The organism is Streptomyces musisoli (assembly GCF_016741855.1).
Lineage (GTDB): Bacteria > Actinomycetota > Actinomycetes > Streptomycetales > Streptomycetaceae > Streptomyces > Streptomyces musisoli.
The window spans coordinates 226,095-251,558 of record NZ_JAERRH010000007.1 but is presented as its reverse complement, the minus strand read 5'-3'; the positions used below and the strand labels follow the sequence as shown (position 1 = coordinate 251,558).

Genomic DNA, 25,464 nt, shown 5'->3' with positions numbered 1-25,464 from the left:
GTGGCCTACTGGGCGAGTTCCACCTGGATCTCGACCTCGACCGGCGCGTCCAGCGGCAGCACCGCGACGCCGACCGCGCTGCGGGCGTGCACGCCCTTGTCGCCGAGGACCTCGCCGAGCAGTTCGCTGGCGCCGTTGACGACGCCGGGCTGACCGGTGAAGTCGGACGCCGAGGCGACGAAGCCGACGACCTTCACCACGCGCGCGATGCGGTCCAGGTCACCGGCGACGGACTTCACGGCGGCGAGCGCGTTCAGCGCGCAGGTGCGGGCCAGGTCCTTGGCCTCCTCCGGCGTGACCTCGGCGCCCACCTTCCCGGTGACCGGCAGCTTGCCCTCCACCATCGGCAGCTGGCCGGCGGTGTAGACGTACACCCCGGACTGCACGGCCGGCTGGTACGCGGCCAGCGGCGGCACGACCTCCGGCAGGGTCAGGCCCAGTTGCGCCAGCTTCTCCTCGACCGCGCTCACGCCTGCTTCTCCCGCTTCAGGTAGGCCACGAGCTGCTCGGGGTTGTTCGGCCCGGGCACGACCTGGACGAGCTCCCAGCCGTCCTCGCCCCAGGTGTCCAGAATCTGCTTCGTGGCATGGACGAGCAGCGGCACGGTTGCGTATTCCCACTTGGTCATGGGCCGACTGTAGCCGCTGTGACGGGAGGGTCAGGCGGCCCACCACGCCCCCGTTATCCACAGCCTCCCGCGTGACCGTCGGCCGGACTGGTTAGTCTCGAAGATGTGAGCAGGCTCCAGGTCGTCAGCGGCAAGGGCGGGACCGGAAAGACGACGGTCGCCGCCGCACTCGCGCTGGCCCTCGCGACCGAGGGGAAGCGGACGCTTCTCGTAGAGGTCGAGGGCCGGCAGGGCATCGCACAACTCTTCGAGACGGAAGCGCTTCCGTACGAGGAACGGAAGATCGCGGTCGCTCCGGGAGGCGGCGAGGTGTACGCCCTCGCCATCGATCCCGAACTGGCCCTTCTGGACTATCTCCAGATGTTCTACAAACTCGGTGGCGCGGGCCGGGCGCTGAAGAAGCTCGGCGCGATCGACTTCGCCACCACCGTCGCGCCCGGCCTCAGGGACGTCCTGCTGACCGGCAAGGCGTGCGAGGCGGTGCGCCGCAAGGACCGGTCCGGGCGGTTCGTCTACGACTACGTCGTCATGGACGCCCCGCCGACCGGCCGCATCACCCGCTTCCTGAACGTCAACGACGAGGTGGCGGGCCTCGCGAAGATCGGCCCGATACACAATCAGGCGCAGGCCGTCATGCGAGTGCTGAAGTCGCCGGAGACGGCGGTGCACCTGGTGACGCTGCTGGAGGAGATGCCGGTCCAGGAGACCGCCGACGGCATCGCCGAACTCCGCGCGGCACGCCTCCCGGTGGGCCGCGTCATCGTGAACATGGTCCGGCCCGAGGTGTTGGACGCGGCCGACCTGGAACTCGTACGGACCGTGGAGCGTTCCTCGGTGGCACAGGCGCTCTCCACGGCCGGACTGGGCGGGGCCCGGCGGGGCGGGAACGCCGAGAAGCTGGTGGACCCGCTGCTGGAGCAGGCCGCGGAGTACGCCGAGCGGTACGCGCTGGAGCAGGAGCAGCGCGCGGTCCTCGGCGAGCTGGGCCTGCCGCTGCACGAACTGCCGCTGCTCGCCGAGGGCATGGACCTCGCGGGCCTGTACGAACTCGCCACCGAGCTGCGGAAGCAGGGGTTGTCATGAGTCCTGACCGGGCGGAGGCACGGAAGGCCCGCGAGGGGCGCGGGACGGCCGAGCCGCAGGAGGCGGCACGGCGGCTGGCCCCCGCGCGCGTGCTCGACATCGATCCGCTGCTGGACGACCCGAAGACGCGGATCGTGGTGTGCTGCGGCTCGGGCGGGGTCGGCAAGACGACGACCGCGGCGGCGCTCGGGCTCCGGGCGGCCGAGCGGGGCCGCAAGGTGGTCGTCCTGACCATCGACCCGGCCAGGCGGCTGGCCCAGTCGATGGGCATCGACTCCCTGGACAACGTGCCGCGCAAGGTGAAGGGCACCGACGGCGACGGCGAGCTGCACGCCATGATGCTCGACATGAAGCGCACCTTCGACGAGGTCGTGGAGGCGCACGCGGACCCCGAGCGCGCCGCCGCGATCCTGGCGAACCCCTTCTACCAGTCGCTCTCGGCGGGCTTCGCGGGCACGCAGGAGTACATGGCGATGGAGAAGCTGGGCCAGCTGCGGGCGAAGGACGAGTGGGACCTGATCGTGGTCGACACCCCGCCGTCCCGCTCGGCGCTGGACTTCCTCGACGCGCCCAAAAGGCTCGGCTCCTTCCTGGACGGCCGGCTCATCCGCCTGCTGACCGCACCGGCGAAGCTCGGCGGACGCGCGGGGATGGCGTTCCTCAACGTCGGCATGTCGATGATGACCGGCACGCTCGGCAAGCTGCTGGGCGGTCAGCTGCTGAAGGACGTGCAGACGTTCGTGGCCGCGATGGACACCACCTTCGGCGGTTTCCGCACGCGCGCGGACGCCACCTACAAGCTGCTCCAGGCGCCCGGCACGGCCTTCCTGGTGGTGGCGGCTCCGGAGCGGGACGCGCTGCGCGAGGCCGCCTACTTCGTGGAGCGGCTGGCCGCGGAGGACATGCCGCTGGTGGGTCTGGTGCTCAACCGGGTCCACGGCAGCGGTGCCGGCCGGCTGTCCGCCGAGCGGGCGCTCGCCGCCGCGGAAAATCTTGAGGACCGCCGCATTGTGGATCAGGCGGACGGGAAAGCAAGTCTTCGTAACTCTCCCGACACGTACGGCAGTTCACAATCTTCCGCAACCGAGACCGCAGCCGATGCCCCCGCCAATGCTCCCGAGGAAGGCTCCCCCGCCGACACGGAGCACTCCGTCGACCGGCTCACCGCGGGCCTGCTGCGGCTGCACGCCGACCGCATGCAGCTGCTCTCGCGCGAGCAGCGCACGCGCGACCGCTTCACCGCCCGCCACCCCGAGGTGGCGGTGGTCGAAGTACCCGCGCTGCCCGGCGATGTCCACGACCTCGTGGGCCTGCGGGACATCGGGGACCGGCTGGCGGCCGAACGGCCGGAGCACCCAGAACACCCGGAGCACATATAGGCAGGCACACAGCACGGACAGCTCTGCGCTCACACGGCCCACCCGGGCGCGCGGCGCCTCTCGGCCCTCATACGGCGCGGGCGGTCACCTGCACGGCACCCGCAGGCACGACATCCTCAGGCGCGACACGGTGGTCGCATCCCGGCGACACAGGCCGTACCGCCGCGATACAGGCCGTACCCTGCCGGGCCTCCGCGCGGCTCACGTCGGCACACCTACTGCCGTCGTGTCCGGGCGGCCGTCGGCCCATGGATGCGGCCGGAGGGGATGCCCTCAGCTCACGGCCGCGTAGTTCTCGTACACCTCGTCGTTGTCGAGGGGCACGATCCCGGTGCCCCGCTCGTACTCCGAGCGGGCGGTTTCCAGCAGTCTGCGCCAGGAGGTCACGGTGGGCCGCCGACGCAGCAGTGCGCGGCGCTCCCGCTCCGTCATGCCTCCCCACACGCCGAACTCGACGCGGTTGTCCAGCGCGTCCGCCAGGCATTCGGTGCGTACCGGGCATCCGGTGCACACCGCCTTGGCCCTGTTCTGCGCTGCTCCCTGAACGAACAGTTCATCCGGATCGGTAGTGCGGCAGGCAGCCTGCGCACTCCAGTCGGTTACCCAGCCCATACCGGCGCCGTCCTCTCCCGAATCGAGGCTCCCCCACGGCGGCAGCGGCATATTCACCGCCGCCAGTTGAGGACGTTACGGAAGGTGGGGACAGCGCAACACCCCCTTCGGGCCCAATCTTGAATGGCCCGAACGGACTATGGGTAAGCGGCAGATCACCCGCGGGAGTGAGCTGGCGACATGAGTGATATTCCCGGCAAACCGGGACACTCGTGGTACGTCACACCGGGCGCCAAGTGACACACGCGGCGGATTCGGGCTGGCCCCCCAAGGGAAGCGGCCTCGCTCCCGGGGAAATTCCGGTCTACCTCCGGAACGATTCGGGGTCGCCGGACGTATGGATACATGACCGCACTGCTGTGACAGTTGAGAGCAGCTTAGGCCAATGCCTGCGCGCGTGTCCGGCGAATGGACACGTAGGCGTTCTGCTTTGCCGTGCCGTGACGCACGGCGGCGCGCCCCGGCGACCCCGGGCGGTACGTCACGATCCGGTACTCGGAACATCCCGAGAGGCAGTCGCTCCTTAGGAACGCTCAACAGTACGGATTAGGCTGCCCCCATGCCAAAGAAGCGCTCGGGCGGTGGTCTGTCGCCCATGCAGCAGGCCGCCAAGTTCCTCGGTGTCAGTGTGCTCGCCGGAGCAGTGATGGCGGGCATCGCGCTGCCCGCGGCCGGCGCGCTGGGCCTCGCGGCCAAGGGCTCGGTCAAGGGCTTCGACGAGATCCCGGCCAACCTGAAGAGTCCCCAGCTGAGTCAGCGCACCACGATCCTGGACGACAAGGGCAACCAGATCGCGACCGTCTACTCCCGCGACCGTACGGTGGTCGAACTCAAGGACATCTCGCCGTACGTGCAGAAGGCGATCGTCGCGATCGAGGACTCGCGCTTCTACAAGCACGGCGCGGTCGACCTCAAGGGCGTGCTGCGCGCCCTGAACAAGAACGCGCAGGAGGGCGGGGTCGCGCAGGGTGCCTCCACGCTCACCCAGCAGCTGGTGAAGAACTACTTCATCGAGGAGGCCGGCGACGACCCGACCAAGGTCGCCGAGGCCACCCAGCAGACCCTGGGCCGCAAGATCCGCGAGCTGAAGTACGCGATCCAGATCGAGGACAAGCTCGGCAAGAAGAAGATCCTCGAGAACTACCTGAACATCACCTTCTTCGGCGAGCAGGCCTACGGCGTCGAGGCCGCCTCCCAGCGCTACTTCTCCAAGCACGCCAAGGACCTGAACCTCCAGGAATCGGCGCTGCTGGCCGGCATCGTGCAGTCCCCGAGCCGCTACGACCCGGTCAACGACGAGGCGGAGGCCACCAAGCGGCGCAACATCGTCCTCCAGCGCATGGCGGAGCTGGGCGACATCTCCCAGCAGGAGGCCGACCAGGCCAAGGAGAAGCCGCTCGGCCTCCACACCAGCCGCCCCAAGAACGGCTGTATCACCGCGGTGAAGGGCGCCGGCTTCTTCTGCGACTACGTCCGCCAGATCCTCCTGACCGACCCGGCCTTCGGCAAGACCAAGGAGAAGCGGGCCAAGCTCTGGAACCAGGGCGGCCTGACGATCCGCACGACGCTCGACCCGCAGGCGCAGGAGTCCGCGCAGGAGTCCATCAAGGACCACGTCTACAAGAGCGATGCCGTGGCGACCGCCGCGACCATCGTCGAGCCCGGCACCGGCAAGATCCTCGCCATGGGCCAGTCCCGCCCGTACGGCGTCAACATCCGCAACGACGAGACGACGATCAACCTGTCCGTCAACCACGACATGGGCGGCGGCGTCGGGTACCAGCCCGGTTCCACGTTCAAGCCCATCGTCGCCGCGGCGGCCATCGAGGGCGGTAAGCAGCCCACGCAGGAGTACTCGTCGCCGTACGAGATGACGTACCCGAGCCCGGTCTCCGCGTGCGACGGCAAGGTGTGGCGCGACGACCCGCGCAAGCCCACCAAGCTCACCAACGAGAACGAGGAGGAGCGCGGCCCGTACGGCATGAAGGAGGCGACCGCCAAGTCGGTCAACACCTACTACGTGCAGCTGATCAGCGACATCGGCATCTGCCCGGTCGTCGACATGGCCAAGAAGATGGGCGTGCAGCGCGCGGACGGCCGCCAGATGCGGCAGGCCCCCTCCATCGCGCTCGGCACGCAGGAGATGTCCCCGCTGACGATGGCGAGCGCGTACGCCGCCTTCGCCTCGCGCGGCATGTACTGCACGCCGGTCGCCATCGAGTCGGTCACCAAGAAGGTCGGCAGCGAGCAGAAGTCCCTGGAGGTGCCGAAGTCGACCTGCTCGCGGGCGATGTCGGAGAACACCGCGGACACGGTCAGCACGCTCCTCAAGGGCGTGGTCGAGGACGGCACGGGCCAGGAGGCCGGTCTCGACAGCCGCGCGAGCGCGGGCAAGACGGGTACGACGGACGAGCGCTACGCGGCCTGGTTCGTCGGCTACACCCCGAACATGGCGGGTGCGGTCTGGGTCGGCGACCCGCAGCACAAGCGGAAGATGACCGGCATCACCATCGGGGGTGTCCCGTACGACAAGGTCTACGGCGGCAAGGTCCCGGGCCCGATCTGGCGCGACATGATGAGCGGTGCGCTGGAGGGCAAGCCCGCTCCGGACTTCCACCTGATCGACATCCCCGACGACACCGACGACGAGGACGACCGGGGAAGGGACGACCGGGGCGATCACCACGGGCACAACGGGAACAACGGGGACACGACGGGACAGGTGATCGGGGGACTGATCGGCGGTCCGACGGACGGGGGAACCGGCAACGGCGGGGCCAACGGTGACGCGACCGGCGGCGGCATCGGCGGGACGTTCCCGACGCCGACGTTCTCCATCCCCGAGAACTTCATCCAGGGCCAGGGCAACGGCGGGAACAACGGCACCGGCGGCCGCCGGCACTGACGCCCTCGCGGTACGACAACGGGGCCGCACCCTCGAAAGGGGGTGCGGCCCCGTTGTGGTGGAACGGCTGGGGGTGCGGCCTCGCGGTCGAGTAGAGGCTGCGGGTGCGGCCCCGGGGTGGCGGGGCGGCGCGGGTGCGGACTGGCGCGGGTGCGGACTGGGGGTCGCGGAGCGGCGCGGGGGCAGACTGGCGGTCGCGGGGCGGCGCGGCCTCGCGGGCGCGGAGAAGCTGCGGGTGCGGCCCCGCGGTGGCGGGGCGGCGCGGTGCGGCCTCGCGGCGGTGGAGCGACTGCGGGTGCAACCCCGCGGCCGCGGCTTCCGCCCTTTCAGCCCTGGAGCGGCCGCTTCCGGTGTTTCAGCCCTGAGGGAGCAGCCGTTTCCGCCGTCTCGGTCCTGAGGGAGCAGCCGTTTCCGCCGCCTCAGTCCTGAGCAGCCGTTTCCGCCGTTCCAAGGCTTGGTTTTCAGCCCTGGAGCAGCTTCTTCACCACGGCGGCGACGCGGCCGCCCTCGGCCTGGCCCGCCACCTTCGGGTTCACGATCTTCATGACGGCACCCATGGCCCGCGGCCCCTCGGCGCCGGCCGCCTTCGCCTCCTGAACGGCCTGGGTGACGATCGCGTTCAGCTCCTCGTCGGACAGCTGCTTGGGCAGGTACTCGGCGAGCACCTCGCCCTCCGCCTTCTCCCGCTCGGCCTGCTCGGCACGGCCGCCCTGCGCGAACGCGTCGGCCGCCTCACGGCGCTTCTTCGCCTCGCGGGTGATCACCTTGAGGACCTCGTCGTCGGACAGCTGCCGCTTCTCCTTGCCCGCGACCTCCTCCTTGGTGATCGCGGTGAGCGTCAGCCGGAGCGTCGAGGAGCGGAGCTCGTCGCGCTCCTTGATCGCGGCGTTGAGGTCGTCCTGCAGCTTCGACTTGAGCGTGGTGGTCATGGCCCCGATTGTCGCAGGTGCGAGGCCTGCCACGCCCGCCGATTTAACCGGCGGCCGTTTCCCGCCCTGGTCAACCGGTCTGACACGATGGGCACATGCGCGCGCGATACGGAATTCCCCTGGGGATCGTGGCGGCCGGCGCCGCCGGCCTGGTGTACTCGGCGGGAATCGAGGCCAGATCCTTCCGCCTCCGACGGGTCACCGTCCCCGTCCTGCCCCCGGGCATGCGCCCGCTGCGTGTGCTGCAGGTCTCCGACATCCACATGGTGAGCGGCCAGCGCAAGAAGCAGCGCTGGCTTCAGTCGCTGGCCGGGCTGCGCCCCGACTTCGTGATCAACACCGGGGACAACCTGTCGGACACCGAGGGCATCCCCGAGGTCCTGGACGCCCTGGGTCCGCTGATGGAGTTCCCTGGCGCGTACGTCTTCGGCTCCAACGACTACTACGGCCCCAAGCCGCGCAACCCCGCCCGCTACCTGCTGGAGAAGGTGAGCGGACGCCACGGCCTGAACGGCAACGCCCCGGCGGTCGGAGTGATCCACAACCCGTGGGAGGACCTCCGGGACGGCTTCGACGCGGCGGGCTGGCTGAACCTGACCAACACACGCGGAGTCCTCAAGATCGAGGGCGTCTCCATCGAGCTGACCGGTCTGGACGACCCGCACATCAAGCGGGACCGCTACGCCCACGTGGCCGGGGGGCCGTCGGGGACGTACGACTTCTCCATGGGCGTGGTCCACGCGCCCTACCTGCGGGTCCTCGACTCTTTCACCGCGGACGACTACCCGCTGATCCTGGCCGGCCACACCCACGGCGGCCAGCTGTGCATCCCCTTCTACGGCGCCCTGGTCACCAACTGCGACCTGGACACGGACCGCGTGAAGGGTCTGTCCACGCACACGGCGGAGGGCCGTACGTCCTACCTGCACGTCTCGGCGGGCTGCGGCACCAACCGCTACACCCCCGTCCGCTTCGCCTGCCCTCCGGAGGCGACACTGCTGACGCTGGTGGGCAGGGAGTAGGACCCGAGGGGCGGGGCGGCGCCGGGCGCCGGCAGCGCCACAGGGACAGCAACGGCGCGCCGGGCACGGGAGCAGCCCCAGGAGCAGGCAGGACAGGGCGGCAGACGGGGAAAGGCAACGCGAGGGACAGGGCGGCAGGGGGAAAGGCAACGCGAGGGGCGGGCCGACACCGGAGGGTACGGCCTTCCCCTCCCCCCTCTCACCCACCCGGCCCAACCCACATGGCCCCGCCCTCCCCCCGCTCCTAGCGTGAGGGGCATGACCGCCCCGATACCCCGGGACATCCCGGACCTGCCCGCGGTCCCGGGCCCGCCCATACTGCTGCCCGCGCCGGTCCCGGCCTCGGCGGTGGTGGCCCCGGTCCGCCGCCCCGCGATCGCGGTGTTCCGCCTGCTGACCGCCGTGGCGGCGGCCGGCGGCGTCGCGCTGGAACTCCTGCTGGGCCCGCCGCTCCGCATCCTGAGCTACTTCAGCGTCCAGGCCAACATCCTGCTGACCCTGGTCATGCTGCTCTCGGCGGCGCGGGCCTGGCGCGCCCGCCGCCCGCTCCCGTCCGCCCTGACAGGCGCCGCACTTCTCTACTCCGTGGTCGGGGCGCTGGTCTACCACCTGCTCCTGGCCCACACGACGCCCCCGTTCTCCATGACCGGCGCGGCGGCGGTCCCGGAGCGCTGGCACGCCCAGTGGACGGCCCTCCAGGTCCTGCACGTGCTCGTCCCGACGGCGGCGGTGCTGGACTGGCTCCTGCTCACCCCAGCGGGCCGCCTGCACCTCCGCCAGACCGCGGCCTGGCTCCTCTACCCCCTGGCCTACCTGGCCTTCACCCTCATCCGGGCCGCCTTCCTGCCCCCCTCGGACCCGTCCCGCTACCTCTATCCCTTCCTGGATGTGACGGTCCACGGCTACCGCAGCACCCTGGCGAACGCGCTCCTCCTGGGCCTGGCGATGTACGCCCTGGCCGTCCTCCTGGTGGCCCTGGACCATGCCCGCCCGACCCCGATCCGGCACCGCGTCTAAACCGGATTTCGTCTACAGCCAGCGGTGGGCTAAAGTAAACGTCGTCGCCGCGAGAAGCAGCGACATCGGGGTGTAGCGCAGCTTGGCAGCGCGCTTCGTTCGGGACGAAGAGGTCGTGGGTTCAAATCCCGCCACCCCGACAGTGAAGTACCAGGTCAGGGGCCTGATCCATCGAGTGGATCAGGCCCCTGAGTGGTTTGGGGGTTCATTTTGGGAGCCGTTTGGGAGCCGACTTCGGAGTCCGGCTCCCAAAACGGCTCCCATGCCTCTTCGGCGGAGGCGGCGCCTGACACATCATGCTGGAAGCCGCCTTGCACCCAGTGAGGTGCACCACGGCTCAGGTGGCTGCTGGCTGGGACGGCGGCTGCGTGCGCCTCTCCTCTCCCGGTCTGCCACCTGTCCGGGCGTGGGCTCGGGCCCCGCGGCTGGCACTGCGGCTCGCCCTCCCGGCTTGCGGCCCTTAATCCTTTCCGTCTGACACGAGGGGACGGACTGAGCGAGGACAATGAAGCTGAGCACAAGGGTGTCACGCAGCAGTGAGCCACGCAGACTGTCCAGCAGCTGAATGACGGAAGGGTAGATCGTCATCCCTTGGTCGGGGACTTGGCCGACCGAGTCGACTGCGCCGCAGTCCCCGGTGACGGCATGTCGCCCAGATTGAATCCGCTGGGCTCGCCCCGGCCAGGCAGTACGGTACGGTGAACTGAACAGTGCCCACAGCTGGTAGCTCTTTCCTACCGGTTCGCGGCCAAGCTCTTTCAAGGTTGGATTCGGCTAGCCGGATGGGACCGCAGATGCAGCCCGGGGCCCAGTTAGCCTTCATGGCCGCCACCGGATCAGGGCAGGCATGGCAGCGTGGTCTGTGCCTTCCATTGTCACGATGACTTCCCGGCCCGTCGCCGCCCCCAGCCAGGTCACGAAGGCGCGAACGGGTGCGAAGGTCGCCTCGTCGACCACGTCGGAAGGATCGAATGTGAACCCGATCTCGTCGAGGTCGAAGAAGTAGCAGGTGAACCAAACACCATCAACGTCGATGGCCAGGCTCGCCGATTCCTCCGGATCCTTCTCGAGCCGGGACCATACGGCAGAGGCGTCCAAGGCGCCGCTCTCCGTCGTACCGGAGAGCGTCCAGGTAAGAACATGGCGCCCCGGGACTGCGGACAGTCCTTCGAACATGCGCCGCCAGTCATCGATCGTGGCGTCCAGGACGCAGACATCCCGCAGCGCTCCGTCTGCGACGAAGTCCTCTTCCCGGTACACCGGTTCGGTCTCGTACTGCCTCGCCATCACAGGAATCCTTCGAAAGTGAGCTGGCCCCCACGCCAACTCCATCGGGCGCCCCAACCACCAGGAACCCTGAAGTCCCGGGTGATGCCGCCGTATTGAGCCGACGCCGATGTGTTGACCTTCTCGACCACGTTCGGGTCGGTGAGTATGTCCTGGATCATCTCATTGGCGATCTCGGTCCGCTCACTGTTAGTGAGCTTGCCGAAATTGTACATATCGACATGCGCTTGCCCGCGTTTGGCCAGATTTCCCGGGCTCGGATCACCGTGTTTCTGCAGTGCCCTGCCAGCTGGCGACAGCTGGCCCTTCTTGATGGTGGTGGCCGCCTGGGACAAGTCGTCGAGGCCGTAGTTGCAGGGGGAGAGGCCGAGGGGGTCGATCCAGGTGAGCGGAGTGCGCACATAGCCGTGGTGATTGTCCGCCGGCACCAGCCCCAACGGGTCCGCGCTGATGTAGCGAGCTGTCCCGGGGTCGTAGTATCGGTGCAGGTTGTAGTGCAACCCAGTCTCGCCGTCGGCGTACTGCCCCGGGAAGCGCAACGGACAGTCGACGGGCACGGCGTCGTCCGGTACAGGGAAGCACGTGCCCCACAGTGTGGTGCGACGCTGCCAGAGCAAGTCTCCGGACCCGGACACCAGTTCCATGGGGGTACCCACGGGGTCTGTGACCACGGCGTGGAAGCGAGCGGTGCGCTCGAGGTTCGTCTCCTCGGCCAGCCGCGCCAGGAACGACACGTTCGACCGCGTGGCCGACGGCTCGTGGTCGGTCTGGGCCACCAGGCGAGGGGTGCCCGGCTTGTAGTCCCAGGTCAGCACTCGGCCATCCGCTGCGGTCTGCTCGGCCAGAAGGGTGTCGTCCCAGCCGAACTCCGTGCGGTCGTGCTCCGAGCCATCCTCGGTCACCCGGTGCTTGGAGATGCGCCGGCCCAGCGGGTCGTAGGCGTAGCACCACCGGTCGCCGTCCGGTGTGACCACCTCCGTCAGACGGTCCTCGGCGTTCCAGACGTAGGTCCACGTACGGCCCTGGCCATTCAGCAGCCTGCGGGTTCTGCGGACCAGGCGACCCTGCGCGTCGTGCTCGTACACGGTTCCGCTCGCCGAGCGAACGAGGGTGCCGTCGAACTCGCGCTCGCCGGGCGCGTCATGAGCGGGCGCACTGGCGTCCACCATGTTGCCCGCAGTGTCGTAAGCGTAGGTCTCGGTCCAGCCATGAGCACGCACACCGGTGACGCGCCCCATGCCGTCGAGATCGAAGCGGCGAGTACCCGAGGTCAGCTCGCGGATCTCGGTGAGGTAGCCGTCGGCGCGGTGTGTGTAGGTGCGGTGCTGGAGGAGTGAGTCCACGCCGTCCGCCGCCGGGCCGATGGTCAGGCTCTGTCCGGTCAGGAGGTTCCGCGGGCTCCAGACCTGGGTCAGCCTTACCTCCGTACCGAGGCGGCGCTGGGTCTCTCGGCCTGCGGGATCGTGAGCGAAGCGCAGTTCACCCACAGGCGAGCGCAGAGTGAGCGGGCGGCCCGCCGGGTCGTATGTCCATTCCGAGACCAGTCCGGACGGCGTCACCCGGCGTACACGGCGGCCGAGAGCGTCGTAGGCATGGGTGGTCCGGCGGCCGTTCACCGTCTCCGACAGCACGCGGCCCAGGCTGTCCCGTTCCAATACGACCTCGGCGTCGGCATTGGCCGCGTGCGCGAGACCACCGTCGGGACCATATGCGAATGTCGTGACGGCGCCCGACTCGGACCGCTGCTCAACCACCCGCCCCACCGCGTCCCGCGTGAAGTGCAGGGTCTCCCCGGCGCCATTGGTCCGGGAGGCCAGCTGTCCTGCAGCGTCATGGATGTATGTCAGCGTGCGGCCGTTGAAGTCCATCTCCGCGGTCAGTCGGCCCGCCTCGTCGTAGGTGTACGACCAGGTGCGCCCCTGTGGGTTGGTGACACCTGTCAGGCGGAGTTCGGTGTCGTAGGCAAACTCGTAACGGGCGCCATCCGGGTCCGTCCGCGTGGTGGGGACATCGAAGGGGCCCGGGGTGTGGTGGGTCGTGTTACCCGCGGCGTCGGTGTGGCTGAGGAGATTGCCCTCCGCATCCCAGGCCCATGACTCGCGCGTGCCGTCCGGATGTTGGCGCCACGCCTGTTTGCCCTCGATGGTCCAGCCCAGGCGGGTGGTGTGGCCCAGTGGGTCGGTCACCTCGACGATCCGGCCGAAGGGGTCCCGGCGGATCGTAGTGGTGTGGCCCAGTTCGTCGGTCGTCGCGACGGGCAGGCCAGCCGCGTCGTACGCGATGGTGCGGGTGTGGCCGAGGGCGTCGGTGATCGTGATCGGGCGGCCCGCCTCGTCGTGCGTGTACCGGGTCTCGGCCCCCGTGGGGTCGACGGTGGTGAGGAGGTTGCCCCGCCCGTCATAGGCGTGTCGCCAGACTGCCCCGCCTGGCTCGACGGCCTCGGTGGGCTGCCCGAACGCGTTGCACGCGGCCCGCGCGACCGATCCATCCGGCAGGGTGAGTTCCGTCAGGTTGCCTGAGGCATCGTAGGCGTACCGGGTCGTGCGTCCCAGGGAGTCGGTGACGGCGACAGGCCGGGCACCGTACTCGTCCCAGCGGGTGCGGGTGACGTGCCCCAGCGGATCCGTCTCCTCCTCGACCTGGCCCTCGGCGTTGTACCGGTGGACCGAGACATGACCCTGCGAGTCCGTGTACGTGGTCGTGCGGGCGGTGTCGTCGTAGGTCAGGGTGCCGGAGAGGATGCCGTCGACGCCCTCGGTGCGGACGACTCGGCCGCGCTCGTCGTAGAGGTAACCGAACCAGGTTCCGTTCCGGTCGGTCCAGCGGGTGACCCGCCCCTCGGTGTCGTAGGTGAAGCGGAGAGGCTCACCGCTGGAGTTTATGACCTCGGTCAGGTTGCCGGCGGTGTCGTAGCCGTAGCGCATCACGACCGTGCCCTCGTCGGGCGTGGTGCCCGGGCGGTAACGCGATGGCGGCTCGTCCAGCAGGCGCAGGGCCGTGATGCGCGGGCCCTGGGTGTCGACGGCGACGTAATAGCCGCCGGAGTGGCGGATGCCGAAGGGGATGCCGTCGTCGTCGCGTTCGACGTCGACGCGGTTGCCGTTGCGGTCGGTCCAGGAGTCCAGCGCCAGGTGGAAGACGCCGAAGGAGGGTGAGGGAACGGGGGCGGCGAAGGTGCGGGTCACGCCCGTGGTGGGGTCGGTGACCGTCATTGCGCCGTCCGGCTTGCCGTCCCACTCCAACGGCCAGCGGGGGCCCTTCGCCGGCATCGTGGGGACGCCGGGCTGCGGGACCGGGTAGACCAGGCGCATGCCGTCCGCCGCGGCGAAGACGACGCCCTCGCCGTCGATCTGGAGGCACTCGTCGAGTGTGGATATCCAGGTCGGGCCGAAGCAGACGCCTCCCCGGTAGGAGGAGAGGTGGGTACGCGTGAATTCCAGGGGCAGGCTGCCCGGCAGGGTCAGGTCCGTCTGCGTCATCAGCATGGCGCCGGTCGCCACGTCGATCGGCTCGCCCACGCACGGGGTGCGCTCGGCGTTGCGGGCTGCCGGGCCCAGCTCGACCAGGTCGGGGCGGAGCGAGGGCGGGCGCAACAGCAGCGGGGTCGTGTCGGCGAGCCCGCCTTCCATGCTCGCCTTGAGCAGGCCGCCGCCCGCACCCAGCGCGCCGCCGAAGATCATGCCGTCCTTGGCGGCCTGGTTGACCTCGTCCAGGCTGAAGCCGTGCTGCAGCCCGGTCGCCATCTTCAGCGGCTGGGCCACCGCGAGGTCGACCGCGACCGACTCGACCCCGCCGAACGCGGCAGCGACGAGGGTGCCCGCGGCGATCTCGGCCACCGTCGTGGTGACCGCGATGCCCATCGTGGCGCCGAACTCGATGACCGCGTCCGCCGCCGCGACGGCGGCCCCGGAGGCGAGGCCCGCGGTGAAGAAGGCAAGCGTCACTCCGCCAGCGATCACGGCGGCGTCGATGCCGATCTGCGTCCAGAGCTTGTTGATCGCGTCGTCGATGGCGTCGGCGAACTTCTCCAGCGCCTTGGCCATGCCCCGCGCGGACTTCGCGAGGTCGCTCAGCCAGCCGCCGTCCTGGTCCTTGGCGTAGCGGCTCCAGAACTTCTCGAACGCCTCGATCGACTCACCGGTGTTGTTGTGGATGATCGAGGATGCGCTGCGGTGCACGGGAGCGCGGACGTCGTCCACCGAGTCGGCGAAGGCACGCCAGGCCTTCGCCGCGTCCCGCAGCTTGCCGGAATCCGCCTCCGGCCACCACAGGCCAAGCTTCAGCAGGATGTGGCGGGCCTTGTCCTCAACGCTCACCGGCACCGTCGCTCTGCTTGTCGGTCTTCACTTGCGTGAACATCCCGGCGATGAGCTGGTCGTTGTCCACGTGCCCGTCGGAGAGGTCCGCCATGGCCTCGTGAATGCTCGTCAGGCCGAGCACAAGGATGCCCGCCGCGCTTTCGATCTTCTTCTGCTGCGGCTTGTAGGCACCGCCGAACTTGTCGCCCTGCTCGTCGTGGCCCCAGGGTTCCCCCAGGCCGTCCAGGGTCTGGATCAGCGTGGTCAACGCCTTGCTCAGATCGATGGCTCCCTGGTGGAAGGCCGGAGCCGCCGCCTTGATGTCGGCGGTCTTGATGTCCAGCACCTTGCCGGGGACCTTGCCGCCACCCATCGATGAACCCCCGTTCGCAATCGTGGCTTCCGACCATAGGGCAGGCGGGTAAAGGGAGTGTCATGTCAGGGGCTTCGGGCGGGTGATCCCCCGGTTGGGCCGTGGAAAATGACCAGAGGGTCCGCGGTGATGCGGTCCTGCGCCTCTGCCAGAACTCGGGTCGAACGGGTGGCGCGTACGCATGCAGAGCCCGTCGGCCGCGGTGCCCTGGGAGCCATCTGGGAGCCGACCCGCTCCCCGAGTCCCCTCTAAGCCACACGGCACCAACCGATGCCACCGTTCCGACCTGCCGAAACGCCATCGAAGCTGGCAGGCTCACCAACCGAACCTTATTCGGCACGAAGAGGTCGTGGGTTCAAAATCCCGCCACCCCGACACAGGTCAAAGGGCCAATCGCTTGATCGCGGTTGGCCCTTTGGCGTGCTCGGAGGGCCAATCAGGGGGCCGAGCGAAGTGGATCAGGTCCTTCGCTCGGCCTCCTTGCGGTATAGGGTGTCCGCCTTTTATGGGCCGGTCGGTCAGACCGTCGACAAGGGCCTGGAGAGAGCACAGCGCTGCTGCGAGGGCCTCTGTTTCACGTTGCGCGGTGTCGTCGGGTGTTTCGAGGGCACGCCTCGTTTCGCCGATGTCGTTCCAGATCCATTGCCCTGTCCCGCCGGGCAGGCCGACATCGCCACCTAACCTCCGGGCCGGTGGCAACGAGCCAGTCGTGTCCGGCTGCGTCGGGGGCGGGCGCCGACCGTGATCCTGACGGGCGCGCTCCGGCATGCGTTGCCGGAGCTCCCGCGGCGGCCACTCGGGTTTCAGGCCGGCCTTCGCACGCCCCCATCCCAGACAGGCATCCCAGGTTTCCCTGTTTTCGCAGGTGGGCGGGGTGGGATCGTTCCACTGTTGCAGGTTGGGCGACAGCCGTTGTCCCCGGCCCACGAGGCATCCGATGCTACGGATGTCGCACCGGCTGAAGCGGCCGACCGCCCGGCAGCCCCACGACACCCCACTCCCCGTGCACCCGCCCCTGGGACAACCCGCTCTTTGGGCGCCCGGGATGCGGGGCGGCGTGGGCACTCACGGGTGTGTCCGACCGTCTCCGTCCGAGCAACCCGGTCCGTGGGGGCGGAGGGACGGGGGGTGTGTGGCCGCGGCAGCCCGGCAAGCGGCTTGATCCGCAGTGCCAGGCCGCGGGCCCGTGCGACCTCATACCGATCAGGAAAGGAACATGCGCATGAACATGAAGTCCCTTACGGGCCGTCGTGTGGCCGTGGCCGCGGGTCTCGTCCTGGCGCTCGGGGGTGGTCTGTCGGCGCAGGCCTCCGCCACCGGGCCGTTGACGATCGGCGGGAAGGCCGTGGACGCGGTGACGCACCGCTCGGGCGGCAGTGGCGCCAAGGGCACCGTCGCCCCCTGCTCCCAGGAGGTCCTCGGGGTCTCCGCCACGAAGGAGCCCGCGGACAGCGAGGACGCCAGGCACCTCCTCCTCACCGTCCAGAACGCCGGCGACAAGAAGTGCAACCTCTACCGCTACCCCCTCGTGCGGCTCGGTGCCGGTAAGAACACGGCCCGCGTGATCGAGGAGAGCGACCCGAACCCGGGGGTCCCCGTCACCCTCGCTCCGGGTGAGGAGGCGTATGCGGGTCTGCTCGTCAACGGCCCCATGGACGAGTACGAGGCGAAGAGCATCACCCTCAGCCTCCAGGGGCGCAAGCCCGGCAGCAGCGCGGGCAAGCCGATCGATGTCCCCATGCCCGTCGAGACGTTGTACGCCAATGACTTCCAGCGGGTCACCTACTGGACGACTGCTCCCGGCTTCGCCCTGGACTTCATCATGTCGAAGTGACGGACCTCGGTCGGGACCGCTTCCCGGCGGCCGGCCGGAACGCACGCACGGCCTGCTGAACACCGGCTGAACAACGGCTGAAACGGGCCGATGGCCGGGCAGCACCATGACACCTCCACCCGCCATGCACCCGCCCCTGGGGCGCCCATGTCCTTTCGGGCGCCCCAGGTCGCGGGGTGAGGCCGGTGGGGGTGCGGCGAGGCACATGCGTACCTGGTCGGTCTGCACGCCCGCCGCCGTGGCCGGCTGGCGTCGGCCGGGATCCGGGCGAACCCCGATTCGCCTGGGACGTGGGGAGTTCGCGGCGGCGGCACGTGTTCGCTCGCCCCGGCCATGCTCCTGCCTCGCCCCGTCCATCACCGCTCGCAGAGCGAATCGAACAATTCACAGCACTCTTGGAGATCCGATGAAGTCCGTCATCCGGAAGGTCGCAAGCTTCGCGGGGGTGAGCGCGGCCGTCGTAACCATGGCCATGACCAGCGCATCCGCGGCCCACGCGGAGCCCCCCACCCAGGGCTGCCCCTACCCCTACGTCTGCTTCTACGTGGACAACGACGCCTTGCTCGCAGGCAGGCCTATCTCGAAGTACAAGGACGTCACCAGTGGCTATCAGGCGGTCACCCCCCGGCCGCACTACGGGGTCCTGAACACCCGGAACGACGACGTGGTGTACCTGCGGCTCCAGAGCGGGGGCTCGATCTGTCTCGAGCCGAACACCCAAACCGTGTTCGCCAACGCTTACAGGGTCAACGGAATAAGGATTTCCAGCAGCTCCACGTGCTGAATCCGCCGGAACGGCCGGCGGGCGCGCGTGATCGCGCCCGCCGGGTGACGGCCAGGGCTGCGGATCGTGCGGGGAAAAGCCCCTTCCCGGTCCGGATCCCGCCGGCGGCGGGGACGGCGGGGCCCCGCCGTCCCCGGTCCTGCTGTCGGACGGGCGGTGCGGCCTGTTGCCTCGTCAGTCGCCGGTCTCTGTCTCGCCGTCGGAGGTGGTCATGGGGATCCAGCCGGAGGGGTTGCGGTACCAGTAGTGCGGTAGCCCCTCGATGGTGGTGGTGCGGAACGGGCGGCCGTGGTCGTCGATGCGCACCGTGCCGGTCCGGCCCTGTGAGGACCAGTCGAGGTCGACGTACCAGTCGCAGGTGCAGGAGTCGGTGCGCGCGGAGAGCAGCAGGACCTCCGGCTCCCGCAGGGACACCTGGTAGGGGAAGTCGACCGCGGGGTCCGCTCTGTCCGGGTCGTTGCCGGGGACCGAGCGGGCCAAGGGCCGGTGTGCGTCGAGGTTCACGGAGAAGTGGCGGGGGATGAGGATGGCGCCGCAGCCTTCGTACATGGAGTAGGCGATGCCTCGGCGGGCGGCGGGGGTGGTGCGGTTGACCACGCGCACGTGCAGCGCTTCCAGGATGACGGCGGCGGAGCCGCGTCCCTGCACCGTGATCCGCAGATGGGTGGTGCGCCCGTGCACCGCTCCCAGGGACCCGGCCCACGCAGCGGCGTCCTGCGGGGCCGGCGGCGGCGGGACCTGCTGCGGTGGCTTGGCGATGACGTAGTCGTGATCGCATTCGGGGCGCCAGAGGTGGGAGTTGGCCGTCCAGGTGAGCGGGGCCGGCGGTGGGACCTTGCCGGCGCTCGCCCGGTTCTCCTGCGGGCTGCCGCTGTGCGTGGCCGGCGCTGAGGGTTCTGGTGAGGTGCGGGCGGAGGCCGACGAGTCACCGCCACCGGAGGAGGGCCCGGAAGCGGATTGCGGGCTGCCGCTGTGTGTGGCCGGCGTCGGGGGTTGCGGTGTGGTGCGGGCGGAGGCCGACGACTCACCGCCACCGGAGGAGGGTCCGGAAGCGGATGTGGCGAGGCCGGCGAGCGCGACGGCGAGCGAGGCCGCCAGTGCTATCGATCGCACGGGCCGTCGTCGGGGGCGCCCGGCGTGGGGCCGGCGCCCGGCGTGGGGCCACCGGTCGGCCGGCGAGACCGGCTCGGGGCGCACGTCGGCCGACAAGATCGGCCCCGGGCGCCGGTCGGCCGGCGAGACCGGCTCGGGGGCCTCGTCCGCTGGGCTGTTGTGGCTCGCGGAGGTGGCCGATGCCGCGGTGTTCGTGGTGGCGCGGGGCGCCGGTGCCCGTCGAGCAGCGGATCTGCGTGGTCGTTGGCGTGCCGCGACGGCCAGGATCCACCGGCGGTGCAACTCCACGCGTTCCTCGGCGGAGGCTCCGCAGAGTGCGGCGAACCGCTCGATCCCGTTGAAGTCCAGGGGGACCGCGTCTCCGGCGCAGTAGCGGTGCAGGGTGGAGGCATTCATGTCCAGACGGCGGGCCAGCGCCGCATAACTGCGGTCTGTGCGCCCCTTCATACGCGTCAGCAGTGACGCGAACTCCGCTACGTCATCGTGGATCGCATCCATGTGGTCCGTACTCGCATCCATCCGTCGACCTGTGCCGTCATGTCCCGATCCGGCACGGCATCCCAGGCACTCCCCCGTACCTGCACGTCAATACGGCTGGGGCGGTTCCAGCGTTGCGTCATCCGCGCCGCCACTTCACCGGCCCGGTCCCACCAAGCGGCCGATCTTCCTGGCGGGTCGCGGATCCACCTTCCGGGGCGCCTGGGACGATTTCGCTCATGGCTCCCAGGGCTGGCGGTGCTCCGAGTTCGACAACGGCGCGACTTGTCCTGCTGGCGCTCGCCGCCGGACAGTTCCTGATGGCGCTCGACAGCTCTGTCATGAACGTATCCATCGCCACGGTGGCCGATGACGTGGGCTCGACGGTGACGGGCATCCAAGGGGCCATCACGGCGTACACCCTTGTCATGGCGATGCTCATGATTCCCGGAGGCAAGGTCGGGGCCCTGATCGGCCGCAAGCGCGCATTCATGATCGGTTGCGGCATCTACGGCTGTGGCTCCCTCACCACGGCACTCGCACCCAATCTCCCCGTGCTGCTGCTTGGCTGGTCGTTCCTCGAAGGGGCCGGCGCGGCGCTCATCCTCCCTGCCATCGTGGCGCTCGTTGCCGGCAATTTCGGCACGGAACAGCGCGCCGCGGCCTACGGACTCGTCGCGGCGGCAGGGGCTGTGGCGATCGCGCTCGGGCCGCTCATCGGCGGTGTCGCAACGACCTACTTCTCCTGGCGGTGGGTATTCGCCGGGGAGGTCTTGGTGGTCCTCGCCATCCTGGTGCTCGCCCGCCGCATCGCCGACGCCGCGAGCGGTGAACGTCCGCGTATCGATCTCGCCGGTGCCGTGTTCTCCGCGCTCGGGATCGGGACCTTCGTCTATGGCGTGCTCCGCTCCGACGAATGGGGCTGGTTCAATCCGAAGCCCGACGCGCCTTCGTGGCTCGGGGTGTCCCTGGTCGTCTGGTTGATGCTGGCCGGACTGCTCCTGGTCTGGCTCTTCCTCATCTGGGAGAACCGACTCGTGGAGAGGCGCAGGGACCCGCTCATCGCCCCGGCCATGTGGGAGAACAGACAGCTCACGGGTGGGCTGACGATGTTCTTCTTCCAATACCTCGTGCAGATGGGCGTGTTCTTCGTCGTACCGCTGTATCTGTCGGTCGCCCTGGGCTTGTTCGCGCTCGCGACCGGCGCCCGCCTCCTGCCGCTCTCCATTTCGCTGCTGGCTGCCGCGGTGCTGATTCCCCGCCTCCTGCCCGATGTCTCGCCCCGGCGCGTGGTGCGGCTCGGGGTCGTCGCCCTGCTCGCCGGCGCGGTCGTCCTGATGGCCGCGCTCGATGCAGGGGCCGGTGCAGAGATCGTCACCATTCCACTCCTGTTGATCGGGCTCGGCATGGGATCACTGGCGTCCCAGCTCGGGTCGGTCACCGTGTCCGCGGTGCCGGAGGAGATGAGCGCAGAAGTCGGTGGCCTCCAGAACGCCGTCACGAATCTCGGCGCCTCCATCGGAACCGCGCTTGCCGGATCGATGATGATCGCCGCGCTCACGTCTTCGTTCCTGACCAGCGTCGAGCTGGATCCGGCGGTCCCGGCCGACGTCAAGGCCATGGCGACCGTCGAACTCCAAAGCGGAGCGGCATTCCTGTCCGACGCTCAGCTCCGGGCCGCTCTCCAAGAGGCCGGCACAAGCACGGAAAGGATTCAGGCGACGCTCGACGCGAATGCCGAAGCCAGGCTCGTCGGCCTGCGAGCCGCACTCGTCGCCCTTGCGCTCAGCGCTGTCCTCGCGCTGTTCTTCACCCGCCGGATCCCGACGGCCCAGCCCCGGTCGAAGCAGGGGGGTGCTGATCGGTGAGTGCCGAGAACGGTTCAGGCCGACCGGCTCGACGCGCGCCGCCCGCCGAGGCTACCTACGCTTGAGGCAGATCGTCGGGCGCACGGGCTCAGCGGGCGACGGCCCGGCCCCCTACTGCACCGAAGGGTGATCGACCATGGCTACTGCTTCTGACGCTCCCGTGCTGGACACGCTCGCGGCCATGACCATCGACTCCATCGAGCGCTGCCACATGGACGACCGCTCGGTCATCCTCACGCGCATTGCCGCCCTCGTCGCCATGGACGCACCGGCGATCTCCTACCTGGCCCACGTCAACCCTGCGATCAAGGCGGACTTCACGGTCGAGCAGTTGCAGGACCTTCTCGTCGCGATCGCCCCCGTGGTGGGGACGGCACGCGTCATGTCGGCCGCAGGCCATATCGCGCAGGCGTTCGGCGTTGCGATCGCGCTGGCCGAAGGCGAAGCCGAGACCATAGCCCGAGCCGAAGCCCAGAGGCGCGGCCCGTCCTGAGACATGCGCACGATGCGCACGGGCAGTGCTCTGCGAGCGGCGACCGTGGGGGAACCCGCGATCGGACCGCTGCGGGGCGCCGGTGCCCCGGGCGCGGCCACTCCCCTCCGTTCACACCGTTCCCGCCGACGACACGACCGGCGGACCAGAACTCACCTCATTGCATGAGCGGCGGGAAAGCACCTGATCAGCGGCGGCAGACGGTCCTGCGGCACGCGGACCAGCGGTGGCGGAGCACGGTCCGCCGTTTCGAGGCGAGTGGAGCGGGCCGGCTATGGGACCGACTCTCCTCGGTCGACTTCTTCGGACACTCCTTCCAGCTGGCCGCGCTCGCCTTCTTGTGCTTCTTTCCTTTCCTGATCATCATCACGGCGGCAGCGGGCCGTCATGCGGCCGCGGTCGTCGTCGGCTGGCTGGGGCTGAACCAGCAGGCCGCACAGGCCGTGGCCTCCCTGTTCACCCCCACCACGAGTTCGTACACCTTGACCGTGACGAGCGCCGCGCTCCTCCTGTTCGGAGCCATGGCCGTGGCCGGCACGCTCCAGAGCTGGTACCGGATGCTGTTCGACGTCACGGCAGGCGGGTGGCGGAACACAGCGGCCCAGTTCGCCTGGCTCGCCTGGCTGTTCGCCTACGCCATCACGCAGAGTGAGTTCGGCAGGGCGTTCGACTCGTGGTTCCTGCTCAGTCTGGTCGGCTTCCTCTGGGCGGTCCTCTTCTGGTGGGGAAGCATGTACGTACTGCTCGCCAGAGCGGTGCCGTGGCGCGCCCTTTTCCTTCCCGCTCTGGTCACCAGCGTGTGCTGGACGGGGCTCGGGGTGTTCTCCGCCTACTACTTCTCCGCGGCGATCGTCGCCAACGAACAGAAATACGGCCCCATCGGCGTCGTCATGGCCATCCTGTCGTGGCTGGTGGCAGTCGGTGTGGTCATTCACCTGGGGGCGACTGTGGGCCGGATGGTGCGCGTCACGAACGATCGCCCCTCCGGCGCCCCGGGCCACCGCAAGCCGGCCGACGGAAACCGGCAATGACAGGCGGGCTGCACGCCCTGCCCGGCCGGGTCGGGGAGCTCCCGGTCGAGGTATCGCTTCCCCGGAAGACGTCGCAGGTGCCCCCGCGGCCCGTCGTGATCACGACGAGGTGGCTTTCCGAGCACAGCAGTCGGATTGCCTTCACAGGCCCAGCCGGTACGGCAGCATGCACACCACCACGTCGGTACGGGCCCGCAGCACCGTGGCGAGGAGCAGTCCGCGCTGGTTCTGGAGGATCTCGTAGCGGCGGTGGCGGGGTTCCACCTCGGGGATGAGGACGGCGACCTGGCGTCCGTCCCGCGCGGCACGCTGGACGTAGTCGACGACCGGCTGGACCAGCGACCGGTGCGGGCTCTCGATCATGTCCAGGCGCACCCCCGGATTCCAGCGGTCCCACGCCTCCCGCAGGGCGCGCCGCTTGTCCGGGTCGGCGTGGACGGCGACGGCGACGACCTCGTCGCCCAGCGCGAGCGCCGCCCCGAGGGCGTGCCGGGCGAGCTTGCTGACCTCGCCGAGGGGGACGATGACCAGGCTGCCGGCACGGCGGTCGGGCGGGGCGGGGATGCGGCCGAGGCCGAGTTCCTCGCCGACGGCCGTGTAGTAGCGCTGGACGCGGGCGAACAGCAGCATCAGGAGGGGGACCGCAACGACGACGACCCAGGCGCCCTCCAGGAACTTGGTGGCGAGGAGGATGACGCCGGCCAGGGTGGTGAGCACCGCCCCGGTCCCGTTGATCAGCGCCCGGCGTTTCCAGCCGTCCGGTTTCCGGCGGGTCCAGTGCAGGACGAGGCCCAGCTGGCTGAGCGTGAAGCCGATGAAGACGCCGATCGCGAAGAGGGGGATCAGCCGGTGGGTGTCCGCGTCGGTGGCGAGGAGCAGCAGCGCCGCCATCAGGGCCAGTACGGTCACGCCGTAGCGGTAGACCGGGCGTTCGGCGCGCAGACCGAACAGGTGGGGCAGGCGGTGGTCGCGCGCCAGCAGGCTCATCAGCACGGGGAGGCCGCCGAAGCTGGTGTTCGCCGCGAGGAGCAGGGCGAGGGTGACGATGAGGTTGATGGCGTAGTAGAGCCAGCCCGTGCCGAAGGCGCCGGCCGTCAGCTGGGCCAGGACGGTGACATCGCCGCGCGGGGCGACGCGGTCGCGGCGGATCAGGACCGCCAGGCCGATCAGCATCACGCCCAGGAGCGCGCCGAGCATGAGTTCCGTGCGCTGGGCGCGCCGCACGCGCGGGGTGCGGAACGACGGTACGGCGTTGGCGATGGCCTCCACGCCCGTCAGCGCCGAGCAGCCGGACGAGAACGCCTTGAGGATCAGGAGCAGGCCGAGGGACTCGTGGGCGGGGAAGGAGAGGTCCGTGCCGACCGTCGCCACCGGTTGCGAGCGGAGCAGGTCCACGACGACGACGCCGAGGATCGCCGCGACGAACAGCGCGGTGGGCAGCATCAGCACCCGGGCGCTCTCGGTGACGCCCCGCAGGTTCACCGCCGTCAGCAGGGCCAGGCCCACCAGGCAGACCAGCAGCTTGTCGCGGGCGAGGGCGGGGAAGGCGGAGGCGAGCGCGTCGGCGCCGGCGGCGAGGCTGACGGCCACGGTGAGCACATAGTCGACGACCAGGCTGGCCGCGCCCAGCAGGGCGGCGGTCGGCCCGAGGTCCTTCTTGGCCACGGCGTAGGCGCCTCCGCCGTCCGGGTGCGCGGCGATGACCTGGCCGTACGACACCACCAGCGTGGCGAGGAGGAAGACGATCGCCAGGGTGACGGGCAGGGTCGCGGTCAGGGCGCCGGTGCCCGCGGCCACCAGGGCCAGCACGATCGCCTCGGGGCCGTACGCCACCGAGCTGAGCGCGTCCAGAGACAGCGCCGCGAGGCCCTCCATGCTGGTCAGATGGTGTTTCTCGCCCTCGCCCGGGCGCAGCGGGACTTTCGGTCGCAGCTCGCGACGTGCCAGGCCATAGACCATCGGGACCTCGTCGGGGCCGGTCGGGCGGTCGGACCCAGTCTGCTGCGTACCGGGGGTGCGCGCCTCCTGGTGTGACCCGGGCGGGTCGGCCGGCGTGGTGCGGGAAGGCCGGCCCGCCCGGGCGCCGCGGCGGGCCGGCGCCGGGCGCCCCCGTCCAAGGGCTCACGGCCACAAGCCCCCGTCCACGCGCTGGTGTCTCGGGGCGGTGTCCACTGCCCCCGCCCACGGTCACGAGCCCCCGCCCAGCCCGCGCCCCCTGGGCCGGCGTCCTCTGCCCCGCCCGCGGTCACAAGTAGCCAGTCCGTCTTGATGCTCCTCCGCGAGACACCCCGGACCTTCCGGAGGAGGCGCTTCCGTGTGATCAGCCCGCCA

General features: G+C 69.9%; 19 protein-coding genes and 1 tRNA gene. 11 read left to right on the top strand and 9 right to left on the bottom strand.

The annotated features are described in order from the left end of the window. Positions 1–5: 5 nt before the first annotated feature. The gene (locus JK361_RS20790) at positions 6–470 is read right to left on the bottom strand and encodes a RidA family protein (protein WP_201820550.1); all 465 of its coding nucleotides are present in this window, start codon (positions 468–470) and stop codon (positions 6–8) included. Further along, positions 467–628, bottom strand: a complete 162-nt coding sequence (sp36, locus tag JK361_RS20785; RefSeq protein ID WP_003975360.1) for a Sp36 family protein — start codon at positions 626–628, stop codon at positions 467–469. The genes JK361_RS20790 and sp36 overlap by 4 nt, the downstream gene beginning before the upstream one ends. A 105-nt stretch (positions 629–733) precedes the next feature. Between sp36 and bagA the strand changes: the two genes are divergently transcribed. Together bagA and bagB are read left to right on the top strand one after the other, a co-directional pair. Next, positions 734–1,711, top strand: coding sequence for an ATPase BagA (bagA, locus tag JK361_RS20780; protein WP_201820548.1), 978 nt, complete (start codon positions 734–736; stop codon positions 1,709–1,711). Beyond that, positions 1,708–3,090: an ATPase BagB gene (gene bagB / locus JK361_RS20775; protein ID WP_201820545.1), complete on the top strand. Its 1,383-nt coding sequence runs from the start codon at positions 1,708–1,710 to the stop codon at positions 3,088–3,090. The genes bagA and bagB overlap by 4 nt, the downstream gene beginning before the upstream one ends. A gap of 273 nt (positions 3,091–3,363) precedes the next feature. On the opposite strand, the gene wblA is transcribed toward bagB, so the two are convergent. Next, positions 3,364–3,702, bottom strand: coding sequence for a transcriptional regulator WblA (wblA, locus tag JK361_RS20770; RefSeq protein WP_063777071.1), 339 nt, complete (start codon positions 3,700–3,702; stop codon positions 3,364–3,366). A 559-nt stretch (positions 3,703–4,261) separates the two neighbouring features. Here wblA and JK361_RS20765 point away from each other — a divergent pair. Next, positions 4,262–6,607, top strand: a complete 2,346-nt coding sequence (locus JK361_RS20765) for a transglycosylase domain-containing protein (RefSeq protein ID WP_201820542.1) — start codon at positions 4,262–4,264, stop codon at positions 6,605–6,607. 461 nt (positions 6,608–7,068) lie between these two features. Here the strand turns inward: JK361_RS20765 and JK361_RS20760 are convergent, their stop codons facing one another. Then, a complete protein-coding gene (locus JK361_RS20760; protein ID WP_201820531.1) occupies positions 7,069–7,536 on the bottom strand; it encodes a GatB/YqeY domain-containing protein in 468 nt (155 codons plus the stop codon). A gap of 95 nt (positions 7,537–7,631) precedes the next feature. Between JK361_RS20760 and JK361_RS20755 the strand changes: the two genes are divergently transcribed. The 3 genes from JK361_RS20755 to JK361_RS20745 all read left to right on the top strand — a co-directional run bounded on the left by JK361_RS20755 (position 7,632) and on the right by JK361_RS20745 (position 9,715). After that, the gene (locus JK361_RS20755) at positions 7,632–8,558 is read left to right on the top strand and encodes a metallophosphoesterase (RefSeq protein ID WP_201820528.1); all 927 of its coding nucleotides are present in this window, start codon (positions 7,632–7,634) and stop codon (positions 8,556–8,558) included. A gap of 258 nt (positions 8,559–8,816) precedes the next feature. Continuing rightward, complete coding sequence (locus JK361_RS20750) at positions 8,817–9,575, top strand: Pr6Pr family membrane protein (RefSeq protein WP_201820525.1); 759 nt, start codon at positions 8,817–8,819, stop codon at positions 9,573–9,575. A gap of 66 nt (positions 9,576–9,641) precedes the next feature. Continuing rightward, positions 9,642–9,715: transfer RNA gene (locus JK361_RS20745), tRNA-Pro, on the top strand. 679 nt (positions 9,716–10,394) lie between these two features. Here JK361_RS20745 and JK361_RS20740 read toward each other — a convergent pair. The 3 genes from JK361_RS20740 to JK361_RS20730 are packed head-to-tail and all read right to left on the bottom strand — an operon-like array spanning position 10,395 to position 15,533. Further along, positions 10,395–10,862: a hypothetical protein gene (locus JK361_RS20740; protein ID WP_201820522.1), complete on the bottom strand. Its 468-nt coding sequence runs from the start codon at positions 10,860–10,862 to the stop codon at positions 10,395–10,397. Next, positions 10,862–15,178 (bottom strand): DUF6531 domain-containing protein, encoded by a 4,317-nt coding sequence (locus JK361_RS20735; protein WP_307787288.1) that lies wholly within the window; start codon positions 15,176–15,178, stop codon positions 10,862–10,864. Before JK361_RS20735 ends, JK361_RS20740 begins: the two co-directional genes overlap by 1 nt. Continuing rightward, the gene (locus JK361_RS20730; RefSeq protein ID WP_201820516.1) at positions 15,168–15,533 is read right to left on the bottom strand and encodes a hypothetical protein; all 366 of its coding nucleotides are present in this window, start codon (positions 15,531–15,533) and stop codon (positions 15,168–15,170) included. The genes JK361_RS20735 and JK361_RS20730 overlap by 11 nt, the downstream gene beginning before the upstream one ends. 1,222 nt (positions 15,534–16,755) lie before the next feature. On the opposite strand from JK361_RS20730, the gene JK361_RS20725 reads away from it, so the two are divergent. Together JK361_RS20725 and JK361_RS20720 are read left to right on the top strand one after the other, a co-directional pair. Continuing rightward, the gene (locus tag JK361_RS20725) at positions 16,756–17,367 is read left to right on the top strand and encodes a DUF4232 domain-containing protein (RefSeq protein ID WP_201820513.1); all 612 of its coding nucleotides are present in this window, start codon (positions 16,756–16,758) and stop codon (positions 17,365–17,367) included. Between the two features lie 406 nt (positions 17,368–17,773). Next, positions 17,774–18,151: a hypothetical protein gene (locus JK361_RS20720; protein WP_201820510.1), complete on the top strand. Its 378-nt coding sequence runs from the start codon at positions 17,774–17,776 to the stop codon at positions 18,149–18,151. A 174-nt stretch (positions 18,152–18,325) separates the two neighbouring features. Here the strand turns inward: JK361_RS20720 and JK361_RS20715 are convergent, their stop codons facing one another. Further along, positions 18,326–19,711 (bottom strand): helix-turn-helix domain-containing protein, encoded by a 1,386-nt coding sequence (locus JK361_RS20715; protein WP_236053279.1) that lies wholly within the window; start codon positions 19,709–19,711, stop codon positions 18,326–18,328. A gap of 269 nt (positions 19,712–19,980) precedes the next feature. Between JK361_RS20715 and JK361_RS20710 the strand changes: the two genes are divergently transcribed. From JK361_RS20710 to JK361_RS20700, 3 genes are all read left to right on the top strand, one after another. Next, positions 19,981–21,609 carry an MFS transporter gene (locus tag JK361_RS20710; RefSeq protein WP_201820503.1) on the top strand — a complete coding sequence of 543 codons (1,629 nt, stop codon included), beginning with the start codon at positions 19,981–19,983 and terminating at the stop codon, positions 21,607–21,609. A 136-nt stretch (positions 21,610–21,745) separates the two neighbouring features. After that, positions 21,746–22,102 carry a carboxymuconolactone decarboxylase gene (locus JK361_RS20705; RefSeq protein ID WP_201820501.1) on the top strand — a complete coding sequence of 119 codons (357 nt, stop codon included), beginning with the start codon at positions 21,746–21,748 and terminating at the stop codon, positions 22,100–22,102. A gap of 164 nt (positions 22,103–22,266) precedes the next feature. Then, a complete protein-coding gene (locus JK361_RS20700; protein ID WP_201820499.1) occupies positions 22,267–23,133 on the top strand; it encodes a YhjD/YihY/BrkB family envelope integrity protein in 867 nt (288 codons plus the stop codon). 141 nt (positions 23,134–23,274) lie between these two features. Here the strand turns inward: JK361_RS20700 and JK361_RS20695 are convergent, their stop codons facing one another. Continuing rightward, positions 23,275–25,092, bottom strand: coding sequence for an amino acid permease (locus JK361_RS20695; protein ID WP_201820496.1), 1,818 nt, complete (start codon positions 25,090–25,092; stop codon positions 23,275–23,277). Positions 25,093–25,464: the final 372 nt, after the last annotated feature.

Excerpts from the sequence above, each read along its gene's own strand:
- JK361_RS20695 (WP_201820496.1), bottom strand. The coding sequence starts at position 25,092 with ATGGTCTATGGCCTGGCACGTCGCGAGCTGCGACCGAAAGTCCCGCTG.
- JK361_RS20730 (WP_201820516.1), bottom strand. The coding sequence starts at position 15,533 with ATGGGTGGCGGCAAGGTCCCCGGCAAGGTGCTGGACATCAAGACCGCC.
- JK361_RS20725 (WP_201820513.1), top strand. The coding sequence starts at position 16,756 with ATGAACATGAAGTCCCTTACGGGCCGTCGTGTGGCCGTGGCCGCGGGT.
- sp36 (WP_003975360.1), bottom strand. The coding sequence starts at position 628 with ATGACCAAGTGGGAATACGCAACCGTGCCGCTGCTCGTCCATGCCACG.
- JK361_RS20720 (WP_201820510.1), top strand. The coding sequence starts at position 17,774 with ATGAAGTCCGTCATCCGGAAGGTCGCAAGCTTCGCGGGGGTGAGCGCG.
- JK361_RS20700 (WP_201820499.1), top strand. The coding sequence starts at position 22,267 with ATGAGCGGCGGGAAAGCACCTGATCAGCGGCGGCAGACGGTCCTGCGG.
- wblA (WP_063777071.1), bottom strand. The coding sequence starts at position 3,702 with ATGGGCTGGGTAACCGACTGGAGTGCGCAGGCTGCCTGCCGCACTACC.
- JK361_RS20765 (WP_201820542.1), top strand. The coding sequence starts at position 4,262 with ATGCCAAAGAAGCGCTCGGGCGGTGGTCTGTCGCCCATGCAGCAGGCC.
- JK361_RS20715 (WP_236053279.1), bottom strand. The coding sequence starts at position 19,711 with ATGAAGGGGCGCACAGACCGCAGTTATGCGGCGCTGGCCCGCCGTCTG.
- JK361_RS20710 (WP_201820503.1), top strand. The coding sequence starts at position 19,981 with ATGGCTCCCAGGGCTGGCGGTGCTCCGAGTTCGACAACGGCGCGACTT.
- JK361_RS20740 (WP_201820522.1), bottom strand. The coding sequence starts at position 10,862 with ATGGCGAGGCAGTACGAGACCGAACCGGTGTACCGGGAAGAGGACTTC.
- JK361_RS20750 (WP_201820525.1), top strand. The coding sequence starts at position 8,817 with ATGACCGCCCCGATACCCCGGGACATCCCGGACCTGCCCGCGGTCCCG.
- JK361_RS20760 (WP_201820531.1), bottom strand. The coding sequence starts at position 7,536 with ATGACCACCACGCTCAAGTCGAAGCTGCAGGACGACCTCAACGCCGCG.
- JK361_RS20705 (WP_201820501.1), top strand. The coding sequence starts at position 21,746 with ATGGCTACTGCTTCTGACGCTCCCGTGCTGGACACGCTCGCGGCCATG.
- bagB (WP_201820545.1), top strand. The coding sequence starts at position 1,708 with ATGAGTCCTGACCGGGCGGAGGCACGGAAGGCCCGCGAGGGGCGCGGG.
- JK361_RS20755 (WP_201820528.1), top strand. The coding sequence starts at position 7,632 with ATGCGCGCGCGATACGGAATTCCCCTGGGGATCGTGGCGGCCGGCGCC.